This is a genomic window from Chitinophaga sp. W3I9 (assembly GCF_050434025.1).
Classification (GTDB): Bacteria; Bacteroidota; Bacteroidia; order Chitinophagales; family Chitinophagaceae; genus Chitinophaga.
Map to the genome: position 1 here is coordinate 6,380,330 of NZ_JBNPWC010000001.1, position 14,556 is coordinate 6,394,885.

At 46.8% G+C, this 14,556-nt stretch carries 11 protein-coding genes; 10 read left to right on the forward strand and 1 reads right to left on the reverse strand.

Translation table 11 applies throughout. From position 1 onward, the window contains the following. Positions 1–55 precede the first annotated feature (55 nt). From QFZ51_RS25920 to QFZ51_RS25935, 4 genes are all read left to right on the forward strand, one after another. Positions 56–583 carry a hypothetical protein gene (locus tag QFZ51_RS25920; RefSeq protein ID WP_370907906.1) on the forward strand — a complete coding sequence of 176 codons (528 nt, stop codon included), beginning with the start codon at positions 56–58 and terminating at the stop codon, positions 581–583. 99 nt (positions 584–682) lie between these two features. Beyond that, on the forward strand, positions 683–2,200 hold the full coding sequence (locus QFZ51_RS25925; RefSeq protein ID WP_429050364.1) for an NAD(P)H-hydrate dehydratase: 1,518 nt from the start codon (positions 683–685) through the stop codon (positions 2,198–2,200). A 180-nt stretch (positions 2,201–2,380) separates the two neighbouring features. Beyond that, the gene (locus QFZ51_RS25930; protein WP_429050365.1) at positions 2,381–4,594 is read left to right on the forward strand and encodes a sodium-translocating pyrophosphatase; all 2,214 of its coding nucleotides are present in this window, start codon (positions 2,381–2,383) and stop codon (positions 4,592–4,594) included. 526 nt (positions 4,595–5,120) lie between these two features. Then, positions 5,121–5,750, forward strand: coding sequence for an NAD(P)-dependent oxidoreductase (locus QFZ51_RS25935; protein WP_429050366.1), 630 nt, complete (start codon positions 5,121–5,123; stop codon positions 5,748–5,750). Between the two features lie 49 nt (positions 5,751–5,799). On the opposite strand, the gene QFZ51_RS25940 is transcribed toward QFZ51_RS25935, so the two are convergent. Further along, a complete protein-coding gene (locus QFZ51_RS25940; RefSeq protein WP_429050367.1) occupies positions 5,800–6,798 on the reverse strand; it encodes a helix-turn-helix transcriptional regulator in 999 nt (332 codons plus the stop codon). A 108-nt stretch (positions 6,799–6,906) separates the two neighbouring features. On the opposite strand from QFZ51_RS25940, the gene QFZ51_RS25945 reads away from it, so the two are divergent. The 6 genes from QFZ51_RS25945 (at position 6,907) to QFZ51_RS25970 (ending at position 14,502) form a co-directional block, all read left to right on the forward strand. Continuing rightward, on the forward strand, positions 6,907–7,119 hold the full coding sequence (locus tag QFZ51_RS25945) for a hypothetical protein (RefSeq protein WP_429050368.1): 213 nt from the start codon (positions 6,907–6,909) through the stop codon (positions 7,117–7,119). Between the two features lie 183 nt (positions 7,120–7,302). Further along, positions 7,303–9,684, forward strand: a complete 2,382-nt coding sequence (locus QFZ51_RS25950) for a TonB-dependent receptor (protein ID WP_370907911.1) — start codon at positions 7,303–7,305, stop codon at positions 9,682–9,684. Positions 9,685–9,705: 21 nt separating this feature from the next. After that, a complete protein-coding gene (locus tag QFZ51_RS25955) occupies positions 9,706–10,569 on the forward strand; it encodes a DUF4249 domain-containing protein (RefSeq protein WP_429050369.1) in 864 nt (287 codons plus the stop codon). Positions 10,570–10,688: 119 nt separating this feature from the next. Then, entirely contained in the window at positions 10,689–11,552 is an 864-nt protein-coding gene (locus QFZ51_RS25960; RefSeq protein WP_429050370.1) for a sterol desaturase family protein, read from the forward strand. Between the two features lie 309 nt (positions 11,553–11,861). Continuing rightward, complete coding sequence (locus QFZ51_RS25965) at positions 11,862–12,251, forward strand: BlaI/MecI/CopY family transcriptional regulator (RefSeq protein WP_370907914.1); 390 nt, start codon at positions 11,862–11,864, stop codon at positions 12,249–12,251. A 10-nt stretch (positions 12,252–12,261) separates the two neighbouring features. Continuing rightward, on the forward strand, positions 12,262–14,502 hold the full coding sequence (locus tag QFZ51_RS25970; RefSeq protein ID WP_429050371.1) for a M56 family metallopeptidase: 2,241 nt from the start codon (positions 12,262–12,264) through the stop codon (positions 14,500–14,502). Positions 14,503–14,556: the final 54 nt, after the last annotated feature.

A 14,556-nucleotide genomic window follows, 5' to 3' on the forward strand; every position in this document is an offset into this window, starting at 1 on the left:
AACAAGCCAACGTTTCTGAACGTATATTTTTAAGTTTCATTCAAACAACACATCTATGAAAAAAGTCGTGTTACTTTTCAGCCTTATTGCTGTAATTGCGATCCAGGCAAACGCGCAGAAGAAAAAAAGCTATCAGAGCAGCGATCCATCCAACTACGAAACTGCACTGGGTATCCGCCTCAATCCGTGGGTAGTGGGCTTTACCATTAAGCACTTTATTACAGGTCCGCACGCCATCGAAGGACTGGTAACCACCAATCACTCACACAAAACAAATGTTACTTTTACCGGATTGTATGAATACAACTGGAACATAGGTATGCCTGAACTGAACATGTATGCCGGTGGTGGCGCGCACGTAGGTTTCTACGACCGTCGCGATTACGACTGGGACCGTTATGTGGAAAAAGGCAAGGGTACTTATGTGTCTCCCGGTCTGGATGCCATCATTGGTATCGAATATACTTTCAAGAAAATTCCTTTGAACATCAGTGCTGATCTGAAACCTTACGTACAGTTTGTTGGACCCACCAACTATCTTGGTGAGGAGATCGGCGGTGTGTCTGCCAGATATACTTTTTAATCCCGGCGACCACTTCATTACAAACGGATCATGAGGCAAGCATGGTCCGTTTTTTTATGTTCCTTATTTTGGAGTAATTTTAATGTTCAACTTTCCGACATGAAAATCTTCTCCGCTGCACAGATCAGGGAGGCAGATGCCTTCACCATCGCTCATGAACCCATCAGCAGTACACACCTGATGGAAAGGGCGGCCGGACAATGTGCAGCCTGGTTGGAAGATCATTATTCTCCCTCCCATCCTGTTTATATTTTTTGCGGAAAAGGAAATAACGGGGGAGATGGACTGGTCATTGCCCGTTTAATGCTCGGGCATGGCTACGAAGTACATACCGGCATATTGCAGCATAGCAGCAAGGCAAGCCCCGACCACGAACATCAGCTGCATATCCTGCAACAACAATACCCTGCCGGAACTTATACCATCGGCGATATATCCGACTTCCCGGAACTTCCTCCCAACGCTATTATCATTGACGCTATTTTTGGTACCGGTATGAGCCGGCCGGTTGACGGATGGGTAGCAGGTATTATACACCTTATCAACGACCAGCGCCACAAACATCCCATTATAGCCATAGATATGCCCTCTGGGCTGATGGCCGACGAAAGCAGTGTGCATAATCCCGTTGTACAGGCGCATACCACCCTGAGCTTCGAATTTTATAAACTGGCTTTCCTGTTACCCGAAAATGCACCCTACGCAGGAGATGTACATATTCTGCCGATCGGGCTGCACCCGGAGTATATAACGCAAACGCCTGCACGATATCACCTGTCCGATCGCGAAATGATGCGCACTATTTACCGGCCGCGTGATCCCTTCGCACATAAAGGCACCTACGGCCACGCATTACTCATTGCCGGCAGCTATGGGAAAATGGGCGCAGCAGTATTAAGTGCCCGCGCCTGTTTACGCGCCGGAGTGGGACTGCTTACCTGTCATGTTCCCCAGTGCGGCACCCAGATCATGCAGATCAGCGAACCGGCGGCTATGTGCATCACTGATGAAGACGCCCACTACAGCACCCATTTTCATAAAGGAATCAGTTCCGCCGGTTACAAAGCCATCGGTATTGGTCCCGGTATCGATAAACAGCCCGGAACCGCCAAATCGCTCGAAGCGCTGATGGATGCCTGGCAACGCCCGATGGTGATAGACGCTGACGCCCTCAACCTGCTTTCCGTATATTCCTACCTGTTATACAAAGTGCCCAAAGGATCCCTGCTCACCCCACATCCGAAAGAATTTGAGCGGTTATTCGGCAAAACTGCCAATGATGTGGCGCGGCTGGAATTATTATCAAAAAAAGCGGTGGACCTGCAGCTGTATATTTTATTGAAAGGACGGTATACCGCGATTGCCTGTCCTGATGGCGCCGTATATTTTAACCACACCGGCAACCCCGGTATGGCTACCGGTGGCAGCGGGGATGTGCTCACGGGGATCTTAACCGGTTTGCTGGCGCAGGACTATACCCAGAAAGCCGCTATGTTGCTGGGCGTGTGGCTGCACGGTTATGCCGGCGATCTGGCAGCGGCGCAGCTCTCGCAGGAAGCCATGACCGCCTCCGATATTATCGCCTCACTGGGCAATGCCTTCCGGGAAGGCATCTGAGCGCTTTATTTTTTTTCGCCTGAAATACTTACCCATGGCCCATGTGTACAATAATTTTATTTACCGGGTACACAATTAATAATTTATGTTTTATATTCATTTGAATATTTTTTTTTGGAATCCTATTTTTTTTAATTACTAAACTTTTTTGTCAACCACGTATTTGTAAATTTCGCTTACATGAATATAGTTTACCTCGTTCCATGTTTTGGATTATTGGCTTTGTTGTATACGGCTGTTAAAAGCTCCTGGGTGACACGCCAGGATGCAGGAAACGACAAAATGAAAGAGATAGCCCAGCATATCGCTGAAGGCGCTATGGCATTTCTGAAAGCTGAGTATAAAGTCCTTATTTATTTTGTGATTATTGCCGCCCTGCTATTGGGATACATGGGAGCAACACATGAAAACTCCCACTGGTCCATCGCGCTGGCTTTCGTGATTGGCGCAGTGTTCTCTGCTACCGCAGGGTTCATAGGTATGAAGATAGCCACCAAAGCCAATGTGCGCACTGCGCATGCGGCACGTACCAGTCTTGCTAAAGCGCTGCAGGTGTCTTTTACCGGCGGTTCGGTAATGGGAATGGGTGTTGCCGGTTTGGCTGTTCTCGGATTGGGCTCCTTATTTATTATACTGAAATCATATTTCGGGGCGGAAGCGAATACTGCTGAAATGATCAAAACCATTGAAGTGCTCACTGGTTTTTCATTAGGCGCAGAAAGTATTGCCCTGTTTGCCCGTGTGGGTGGCGGTATTTACACCAAAGCGGCTGATGTGGGCGCCGACCTGGTAGGTAAAGTGGAAGCCGGCATCCCGGAAGACGATCCCCGGAACCCTGCCACCATTGCGGATAACGTAGGCGACAACGTAGGCGACGTAGCCGGTATGGGCGCCGACCTGTTCGGTTCTTATGTAGCCACCGTATTAGCCACCATGGTACTGGGTTCTGAAACCGTTTCCCATGATGCATTCGGCGGCATCGCTCCTATCCTGCTGCCAATGATCATAGCCGGTGCAGGTATCATTTTCTCCATGATCGGTACCCTGTTTGTACGCATCGGCGAAGGCTCCGGCCTGAATACCGGCGTGGTGCAAAAAGCGCTGAACATGGGAAACTGGGGTTCTATTATATTAACAGCCATTGTTTCCTACTTCCTGGTAAACTGGATCCTTCCGGAAAGTGCCATGACCTTACGCGGTCATGAATTCACCCGCGGACAGGTATTTGGCGCCATCATGGTAGGACTGGCCGTAGGTACACTGATCAGCATCATCACAGAATATTATACCGCGATGGGTAAACGTCCGGTAAAATCAATTATCCGTCAATCTGCTACCGGCGCCGCCACCAATATTATCGGTGGTTTGTCTGTTGGCATGGAATCCACTACCCTGCCCATCCTGGTGCTGGCTGCCGGTATTGCCGGTTCCTTCCACCTGGCGGGATTATACGGTGTGGCCATTGCCGCAGCCGGTATGATGGCTACAACGGCCATGCAGCTGGCTATCGACGCTTTCGGCCCTATTGCCGATAATGCCGGTGGTATTGCTGAAATGAGCGAGCTTCCAAAAGAAGTAAGAGAAAAAACAGATATCCTCGATGCAGTAGGTAACACCACCGCCGCTACCGGTAAGGGTTTTGCCATCGCCTCTGCTGCCTTAACCGCACTGGCGCTGTTTGCAGCCTTTGTTGGTGTAGCCGGTATCCAGGGTATCGACATTTATAAAGCGAATGTATTGGCAGGTTTGTTTGTGGGTGGGATGATCCCGTTCATCTTCTCCTCCCTGGCTATTGCGGCGGTAGGTCGTGCAGCTATGGCGATGGTGGAAGAAGTACGCCGCCAGTTCCGCGAAATCCCCGGCATCATGGAAGGTACCGGCAAACCGGAATACGATAAATGTGTGGCTATTTCCACGCAGGCATCCATCCGTGAAATGATGCTGCCTGGCGCGATCGCTCTGATTTCACCTTTACTGGTAGGCTTTATAGCCGGTCCGGAAGTATTGGGCGGATTCCTCGCCGGCGCTACAGTTAGCGGCGTGCTGATGGGAATTTTCCAGAACAACGCCGGTGGCGCCTGGGACAATGCAAAAAAATCTTTCGAGAAAGGCGTTGAAATCAATGGCGAAACCTATTACAAAAAGTCTGAGCCACATAAAGCATCCGTAACCGGTGATACCGTAGGTGATCCGTTCAAAGATACTTCCGGCCCAAGTATGAACATCCTCATCAAACTGATGTCTATCGTATCATTGGTGATTGCGCCCACGCTGGCCGAAATGTTTCATACCAAGCAACCACCGGTTCCCCCTACTGTTAAAACAGAAACCGTGCAGCCGGCAGCAAAAAAGGTGAGCAGTAAAGCGACGGCCTACCTCTTGGAAAAGAAATAGCGGATGTTGTCTTTCTCACTGATTACGCTGATTATATTGATTTAGGGGATTTTACTTTTTGGATTTTAAAGGATTTGGGGAGATCTAAGCGGATATTTTCGCTTGTATCTCCCCCAATTATTTATAAAACTATCTGAAAATGAAATCAAAGAAATCAGTATAATCAGCGGGAAAGACAACATCCGCTTACATCTCCCCAAATCCTTTAAAATCCAAAAAGTAAAATCCCCTAAATCAATATAATCAGCGTAATCAGTGAGAAAGACAACATCCGCTTACATCTCCCCAAATCCTTTAAAATCCAACACGGTCAAATCCCCTAAATCAATATAATCAGTGTAATCAGTGAGAAAGACAAAATCCGCTTGGTAATTAAAATATCTTCCCTATCTTTGTACTGTAATTATTTTTATTACAGATCAGAGGATCTGTTTTTTTATCCTCTAAACTGTAATATTTTTTCTAACAATTAGAACAATCAGCACGGGCAGGCTGTATTATTTAGTCACTACAAAAAATTAACATCATGAAAGTTGCCATCATCGGAGCATCCGGATTTATAGGATCAGCCATTTTAAATGAAGCGCTGAACAGAGGACATGAAGTAACGGCCATCGTTCGTCACCCGGAAAAGATAACCGTTACCAACGCACATCTTACTGTAAAGAAAGGAGACGCCACCAACGAAGCAGAAATCACTCCGCTGCTGGCCGGCAATGAAGCTGTGATCAGCGCTTACAGCGCCCACGACTCCGCTACTTACGTAAAGGCTATCAATGCCATTATTAATGCTACCAAAGAATCGGGTATCAAAAGACTGATCGCTGTTAGTGGTGCAGGCAGCCTGGAAATAGCCCCTGGTGTACAATTGCTGGATACCCCCGAATTCCCCGCAGAGTGGAAAGGCGGCGCCACTGCCACCCGCGACGCATTCAATGTGATTAAACAGTCCACAGACCTCGACTGGACCGTAATAAGCCCGGCTATGATGATAGAACCAGGTGAACGTACCGGTAAATTTCGTTTGGGTACCAACCAGGTAGTGTTCAACGACAAAGGAGAGAGTAAAATTTCTTCAGCCGACTACGCAGTAGCCTTGCTGGATGAACTGGAACAACCAAAACATATCAAACAACGCTTTACACTGGCGTATTAATACTAAAAAAGGACAGGAGCAACCGTTGGTTGCTCCTGTCCTTTTTTATTTAACCCCTGACTTTCCCGGGACTCACCCCGAATTTCTTACGGAAAGCAGTACTGAAGTGCTGGGGAGACGAATATCCGGCCTGCTCTGCGATGAGCGCCATGGGCAAATCTCCGCCCAATATCAGCTTCCTGGCCAGCTCCAGGCGGTGGTCGTTCAAATAACCAAATACCGTATTATCAAAAATGGCTTTAAAGCCTGATTTCAACTTAAACTCATTCAACCCTGCTTTGCGCGATAACTCCTCCAGGCTCAACGGCTCCTGGATATGCTGCAATACCAGGTCCCTCGCATAATACAGCTTCTCTACATCCTGTGAAGTGATTTTATTACGCAAAGGCGTACCGGACGATTGCGCCACTTCCATCTGCTCACATTGCAGGGCAAGCAGCTCCATGGCTTTCGACTGCAAGAACAGCTTTTTCAAACCTCCCTGGAACTTACACTGCCGCACTTCCTCCATTGCCATGCGCATACGCGGGGTAATCCGGGGATTATACTTATCGGCCAGCGTCACGGATTTATTCCCTGCCACATTATTGGCCAGCTGATCCAGCACGCGCCCATTGTTTTCCGCCAGCTCCAGGAACCGCGCCGGCGTAAAGCTCATACCCAAAAAGAGAATGTCCCGCTGCTTCTTTACGCCCACAGTCTCCAGTTGCTCGGGACTAAACATGAGATTATGTTCCTGTGTGGAAAACCTGAAATTGTCCGAAATCCCCCCAAGGGTAGTAGTAATGTCTCCCTGCTCCATGAATAACATCATGACACGGGGCTCCATAAAATCTGAAGAAACATGGATATTTTCGTACACCTCCGCCTTGCAACAGGCAATACTGGTGCCCTCGAAATTATATTCGTGCACTGTTGCGGAGCCAAAATCCTTATGCAGTTCCTGGGTTTCTTCAATCATTCCCCTGGAACGGATCTTATGGTAATCGTAAGGAATTTCTTCCACTAGCAATACCTGGTTGGCATCATCTGTAATAACTACGCCCATAAAAAAATCCGTTTCGTATAATTGATAATCCGTCTCGTGTAACAGCTATATGGGATAACAGTAGCAAATTTGCATAAAAATATTCCGAATCAAAAAAAATTATCATCTATGTTGGGAATATTCCGTACCAATATTACAACTGTTCAGGATAGAAACAATGTTATTGACGCCATTTCAGCACAATTTACCGTAAATTCCTGTAGCGTAGACCTGGAAGACTGTGACAAAGTATTACGTATTGTAAGCCCTCAATCACTAGCAGAACAAACAATTATAGATTTTGTAACCCGGCTGGGGTTTAACTGTGCCATCCTGGACTGACAGGGCTTCGTATTTTATTGAAAAAGGAAGGCCGGGGCCTTCCTTTTTTCGTTAAATCATGTTGTAACACAATTATGATTTAAAAAAATAATTTATCGCCGTAGGGGTATCATATTTTTGCGACGTCTTATATGCATGCTACAAAAATGCAACAGACATTATATAAAACTGCATCTGACTTTTATGAAAACTAAGGTAACCATGTTGCTGTCTCTGCTCATTTTAATCCTCGCAGGACAATCAACAACCGCACAGCAGCAACGATATACCGTGAGCGGCTATGTAAAAGATAAGAAGAACGGGGAAAGCCTGGTAGGCATCTCTATTGGTAAAAGCGGCACCAGTCTGGGTACGGTGAGCAACCAATACGGATTTTACTCCCTCACGCTTCCGGCCGGAGAACATGAACTGCAGTTCTCCTACATGGGCTACGGTACCTATAAAACAACTGTTAACCTGAAAAAGAACGTAACGCTCGACGTAAGCATGGAAGCCACCAGCAGCCAGCTGAACGTAGTTACCGTTAACGGCCAGAAACAGGAAAGGACCGTCAATACCCTGAATACCAGCATCAATAAACTGGATATACAGCAAATGAAAAAGATGCCCACCTTCATGGGTGAGGTAGATGTGCTGCGGGCCATTCAAACCCTCCCCGGTGTGAACACCGTGGGTGAAGGCGCTTCCGGCTTTAACGTACGCGGTGGTAACAGCGACGAAAACCTCATTCTCCTGGATGAAGCACCTGTATACAACTCCACCCACATGCTCGGCTTCTTCTCTGTATTTAACCCCGACGCCGTTAAAAGTCTCAACCTGATCAAAGGCGGTTTTCCCGCTGAATACGGTGGCAGAACCTCTTCTGTACTGGATATCCGTATGAAAGACGGTAACAACCAGGACTTCAACGTAAACGGCGGTATTGGTAACATTTTCAGCCGTTTGTCGGTAGAAGGCCCGCTGGTAAAGGATAAATCTTCCTTTATAGTGGCTGCCAGAAGATCTTATATAGATATCCTGATGAAGCCTTTTGTAAAAGGTGATATGAAAGATACCAAGCTCAATTTCTACGATCTCACCGCTAAAGCCAACTACAAGTTCAATAAAAATAACTCCCTGTTTGTAAGCGGTTATTTCGGCAGGGACGTTTTTGGTTTTGGAAAAGACATCAACATGAACTGGGGCAACAGTACCGCCACCGTAAGATGGAACCATGTATTCACCAACCGCCTGTTCATGAACTTTACTACTTATTATAGTAAGTATGATTATAGCCTGAAGTTCAGCAACGACTCAAAGAAAGCAAACGGGGAAGAATCACAGGGTTACGACTGGACATCCAACATCATTAACTACGGCGTAAAACCTTCCTTTACCTACTACATCAATGCCGCTAACAGCCTGCACTTCGGGGTACAGGGGATCTATTATACCTTTAAACCAGGCACAGGTACCAGCACAGAAGGTGCACTGCAACACGTTAAACAAATTAACGATCAGCACGCACTGGAATCAGCCGTATACCTGGATCACGAGTTTAAACCCACAAAGAAATTTGGTATCCAGTACGGTGGCCGCTTATCAGCCTATCAATTCATCGGTAAAGGAACTGCTTATTATTTTGCAGATACAACACCTGGCATACGCAAAAGATTGATCAGCAGCAAAGACTTCGACGCCAATGACCGGATCAAAGGCTACTATTACTTTGAACCCAGGATCAGCGCCCGGTACGCGTTCACAGACCAACACGCTGTGAAGCTGGCCTATAGCAGAACTACACAGTTCATGCACCAACTGTCTAATACCGCATCCCCTACTCCCCTGGATATCTGGACGCCCAGCACCAACAATATTAAACCAATGGTGTCTGACCAGTACACCGCGGGCTACTTCTACAATGCGCCTAACGACGCCTACGAACTGTCTGCCGAAGTGTTTTATAAAACAACCGACAACCAGCTGGATTATATCGACAATGCTAACCTGCAGCTGAACCCGCTCATCGAAGCAGATCTGTTGCCTTCGCAGGGACGCGCATACGGACTGGAACTTTACGTGAAAAAAGATATCGGCAAAACTACCGGTTGGGTAAGCTACACCCTGTCACGCACAGAAAGGAAAACCATCGGCATCAGTATGGATGAATGGTTCCTGAACCGCTACGACCGCACCCACAACCTTAACCTGGTGTTAACGCATACTTTCACCAAACGTACTTCCCTGTCGGCCAACTGGGTGTTCGCCTCCGGCACACCAGGCACCTTCGCAGACAACAGGCTGGAATTCCAGGACTGGGACATTCCTTACAACAGTACAGAGAAACGCAATAACTACCGCCTGCCAGCGTATCACAGACTGGATTTGTCTATGACACTGAAAGGCAAACAGCTGAAACGCTGGAAAGGAGAATGGGTGTTCTCACTGTATAATGTATATGCCCGCAGAAATGCTTACACCATTTACTTTAAGCAAAACGACGATGATCCTACCAAACGGGAAGCAGTACGCATGTCTATCATAGGCTCTATCATTCCTGGTATCACATATAACTTCAAGTTCTAATTGTCCAAAATTCAAGATCAGATGAAAAAGTCATTATTCCTCATATTGTTTGCTGTTGCTGCGGGTTTTACGGCCTGCGAAGACAAGATCGACCTGGACATTGCGAAAGGAAAATCCTATCCGGTACTGGATGCATGGATTACCAATGAAACCGGTATACAAACCATTAAGTTCACCATGTCGGTACCTTATACAGATAACAGCCCGGCGCCCATCATCGACGATGCAAAGATCACCCTGTTTGACCTGACCAGCGGCGAGTCTTATCCATTCCTGTTCAAAGACAACAAATACACCTACGATGCCTCTACCAAAGCTATCGGCATTATAGGCCATGGATACAAGCTGCATGTGGAGCTGAAAGGTGAAATATTTGAAGCGTTCGACAGTATCAAAAGAGTTACCACGGTAGATTCCATCTCTTATGAATTCAAAACAAAAGAAGAATCTATCAGCGGCAAAGAAGGCTACTATGCCAAGTTCCACGCCAGGGACCTGTCTGGTGCAACAGACTATTACTGGATCCGCTCTTACCGCAATGATACACTGAAGCGCCTGGAGGATAACTTCTCCATTGATGGTTCCTATGATGAAGGCGTTTCCGATGGCAACACTTTCATTTTACCGATAAGAGAAGGTATTACAGATTACGATAAACCTTTCCAGGCAAATGAAAAGGCCATTGTAAGAATGCTTTCCCTTACCCACCCCAGCTACGATTTCCTTACCCAGGTAAATAACCAGGTAAATTCCGGCGGATTGTTTGCCAAAGTATTGGAAAACGTAAAAAGCAATGTACATAACACCACCCCTTCCGGTAAAACGAGGATCCTGGGCTGGTTTGGTACATCTGCTGTAAGCCGCGCAGAGAGAACATTTAAATAGTGCCTGTTTTTTAAATATTATAATGCAGCGGGGAAGCTTTTTCTCCGCTGCATTTTTGCTTTAGTTACCGGGAAGCCCCGCAAAAATTCGTTAACTTCCGTAACAGAAAGTTACCACATATGCCTCCCGACCTGATAACATATGCCATTCCCGGATTTGTGCTGCTGATACTGCTGGAAATCATTTTCACAGCGATCGACAAAAAGAACATGTACGAACCGAAAGATGCACTCAGCAGCATTGCGATGGGCCTCGGTAATGTGTTTATCGGGATCTTCACCAAAGCCGTTATTTTCGGCATCTATCTTTTTCTTTACCAGTTCCGGCTGTTTACCCTGGGCTTTACCTGGTGGGCATGGGTATTATGTTTTTTTGCAGATGATTTCAGTTACTACTGGTTTCATCGGAGCAGTCATAATATCCGTTTTTTCTGGGCCTCACATGTCATCCATCATTCGTCTGAAAAATACAACCTCGCCACGGCCGTGCGCCAAACATGGACCGGCAACTTAACCGGCACCTTTACTTTCTGGCTCTGGATGCCGCTCCTTGGGTTCCATCCGGTAATGATAATGAGTATGCAGGCGATCAGCCTGATCTACCAGTTCTGGATTCATACAGAGGTGATCCATAAATTACCGGCGCCTATAGAGTATATATTCAATACCCCCTCTCATCACCGCGTGCATCATGGCTCCGACATCGATTACCTGGACCGGAACCATGCAGGCATCCTCATTATCTGGGATCGCATGTTTGGCACCTTCACCCCGGAAAAGCGGCGACCGGTATATGGACTCACCAAAAATATACACACCTATAATCCCTTCCGTATTGCCACTCATGAATGGCTGGATATCTGGCGGGATGTGCGGCATGCCCGCTCCTTACGCGAAGCAGTGCATTATATTTTTGACGCACCTGGCTGGAGCGCGGATGGCAGCCGGAAAACCACGCGGCAGCTGCGACGCGGGGAGACCTGAGCGGAGGTTGTCTTTCTCGCTGATTACGCTGATTACACTGATTTGCTTGATTTTACTTTTAGGATTTTTTAAAGGATTTAGGGAGATAAAAGCGGATATATTCGCTGATCTCTTCCCAAATCCTTTAAAATCAAAAAGTGATCAAATCCTTAAAATCAGTATAATCAGCGTAATCAGCGAAAAAGACAACCTCCGCGACAACCTCCGCGAAAAAAAATTCCGCCCGATATTTTGCAATTACGAAAACTATCGTACATTTGTTTACGAAGACATTCGTACAACAATCATCATCATCCATAAATCATTGCTTTGAAACAGATCCGGCCTACAGAAAGTGAATTGGAAATTTTGGGCGTTCTTTGGGAGAAAGGCCCCAGCACCGTTCGTGAGATACATGAGATCTTATCTCAAACGAAAGATGCCGGCTACACCACTACCCTCAAACTGATGCAGATTATGCATGAAAAAGAGCTGTTGCAGCGCGATACCAGCAGCAAAACTCATGTATACACTGCCGCCATTTCACAGCAGAAAACACAGCAACAATTACTGGACAAAATGATAGATACCGTTTTTGGCGGTTCCGCTTCACAACTGGTAATGCAGGCCCTCGGCCACCATCAGTCGTCTGGAGAAGAACTGGAAAAGATCCGGCAATATCTTACTACAATAGAAAAACAACAAAAGGAAAACAGGTAAATCTAGTACTATGAATGTATTACCTATTACGGGCGACTTTGTACGCGCCCTGGGTTGGACAATCCTTCATTCCATGTGGCAGGCGTTCTTCATTTACGCATGTTTACGGATAGTATTAAAACTCTGGCCCCAGGCCGGCGCACGGATAAAATACAACCTGTCACTGCTCTCCCTCTCGGGCATTTTTACCTGGTTTCTCGCAACGCTGTATATGCATGTACAACGGCTGCAGGAAGCAAGAGAAGCAGTACAACACTTCAGTGGCACCCTTACCTTACACGAGCCGGTTCATCTTACCGCCGTATATCCCAGCCAGGACCCGCTGATATGGCTGTTTCCCAACCTTGAGCTTTGTTTTCCTTTTGTGGTAACACTATATATTGCGGGCATGACCGGCATGATCATTAAACTGCTGTCCGATCTGTTTCAACTCCGTAAAATCCGCACAACCCGCATAGAGCCAATGGGCGATGCGTGGGACAAACACCTGGATAAACTCGCCGCAAGATTGCAGATTCCCCGTAAGGTGAAACTGCTTATCTCCAGGCATGTACAGGTGCCTGTGATGCTGGGATTTATAAAGCCGCTCATCCTCTTACCGGTGGCAATGGTGAATAACCTTACGGAAGCCCAGCTGGAAGCAGTGCTGCTGCACGAGCTGGCCCATATCAAACGCAATGATTATCTGTTGAATATCTTCCAATCAATTGTTGAAACAATTCTCTTCTTTAATCCTTTTGTATGGCTGATTTCAAAAATCATCCGTATGGAAAGGGAACATTGCTGCGATGACCTGGTAATAGCCAGCACCGCCCAACCACTGCAATATGCGCACGCACTGGTAGCGTTGGAGGAATACCGCCTTACCGCCAACCGGCTTACCATGGCTGCTGCAGACAGTAAACAACATCTGTTTCACCGCATTAAACGCATCATGGAAATGAAAACTAAACATCTTAATTATAGCCAGAAATTTTTAGCCGTACTCATCATCGCTACCGGTCTTATATCCATCGCATGGCTCAACCCTGCTAAAGGAAAAGATCAGAACGACCAGCAACAACCGGCAAAAGTAAAGACCGTAAAAGACAGCACCCCGCAGAAAAAACTGGCTGCCCTTGAACCGGATGAAACGACCCGCAAATTCCGTGAACAACTGGAATCTGCTACCACCGACACCGTTCTGCCGGCGCCCCCACCACCAACACCTGCTCCGGCTCCTGAACCAGTAACTGCTCCTGTGCCGGCGCCACTACCACCTGTAGCACCACTGGCGCCATTAAAAGGCGATCTGTCGGTAGATGTTTCAGATATTCAGGTAACAGACCAGAGCAACGTTTCCACCAATGTAAATACACAGGTAAACGTAAATAAGAATAATAAACACACTGCAACAACCAACAAAGCGCAGGCATTTAATTACAATTATAAATTCGACTACCAGTTCAACAAAGACGAAGTGCGCCAGCAAATTAAAGAAGCGCAAAAAAGCGTCCAGCAGGCCATGCAGCAGCTGAACCAGGTGGATATGAAAAAAGTACAGGCAGATATAGCCGAAGCCACCAAAAATATCAAATGGGACGAAGTATCTGCTGAAGCCCGTAAAGCCCAGGAAGAAAGCGTAAAAGCCCTGAAAAATATCGATTGGAGCAAAATCAGCGCGGCCCAGAAAGAAGCCGCTGAAGCCCTGAACAGCATTGATTTTGCAGCACTCAACAAAAATCTGCAAGCTGCATACGCCAGCGTAAACACAAAGGAATTTTATGATAAGATAAGCAAGGAAACAAAGGCTGGTCTTAAAGCAGCCAGCCTGGCAACACAAAATGCTACCTCCTCTCTGGAAGAAGTCCGCAGAAACAGGGCAGAAGCACTCGCTAATGCTGCCAGGGTGCGGGAAAATATCGCCCGTGACAGAGAAAATGCCAAAAGAACCCTGGAAGGGGAAATGAGAGCGAAAGAAGGCGCTGAAAGAGCCAGAGAAGGTGAAAGAAGAGCAAAAGAAGGTGCAGAAAGAGCGAAGGAAGGAGAAAAAAGAGCCGCCTTTTATAAAGAAATGATCTCCCAAATGGAGGCTGACAAGCTGCTCGATGCCCAAAAAGGCTACAAGATTGAAAAAAATGAAAACGGGCTATTCATCAATGATGTTAAACAACCCGACAATGTGGCCGCCAAATACCAGAAATACCTGCAAACAAAACGGCTTACCATAAAAGGTTCTGCAAACTCATATCATTCCGATATACAAAACTGATTTACTGCCATTCTATTGCAGATTGCATCCGTACCATTACCGTTCATACGGTAA

Bases quoted from the DNA above. Each gene is read 5' to 3' on its own strand.
- QFZ51_RS25970 (WP_429050371.1), top strand. From the start codon at position 12,262: ATGAATGTATTACCTATTACGGGCGACTTTGTACGCGCCCTGGGTTGG.
- QFZ51_RS25960 (WP_429050370.1), top strand. From the start codon at position 10,689: ATGCCTCCCGACCTGATAACATATGCCATTCCCGGATTTGTGCTGCTG.
- QFZ51_RS25940 (WP_429050367.1), bottom strand. From the start codon at position 6,798: ATGGGCGTAGTTATTACAGATGATGCCAACCAGGTATTGCTAGTGGAA.
- QFZ51_RS25935 (WP_429050366.1), top strand. From the start codon at position 5,121: ATGAAAGTTGCCATCATCGGAGCATCCGGATTTATAGGATCAGCCATT.
- QFZ51_RS25945 (WP_429050368.1), top strand. From the start codon at position 6,907: ATGTTGGGAATATTCCGTACCAATATTACAACTGTTCAGGATAGAAAC.
- QFZ51_RS25955 (WP_429050369.1), top strand. From the start codon at position 9,706: ATGAAAAAGTCATTATTCCTCATATTGTTTGCTGTTGCTGCGGGTTTT.
- QFZ51_RS25925 (WP_429050364.1), top strand. From the start codon at position 683: ATGAAAATCTTCTCCGCTGCACAGATCAGGGAGGCAGATGCCTTCACC.
- QFZ51_RS25930 (WP_429050365.1), top strand. From the start codon at position 2,381: ATGAATATAGTTTACCTCGTTCCATGTTTTGGATTATTGGCTTTGTTG.
- QFZ51_RS25920 (WP_370907906.1), top strand. From the start codon at position 56: ATGAAAAAAGTCGTGTTACTTTTCAGCCTTATTGCTGTAATTGCGATC.
- QFZ51_RS25950 (WP_370907911.1), top strand. From the start codon at position 7,303: ATGAAAACTAAGGTAACCATGTTGCTGTCTCTGCTCATTTTAATCCTC.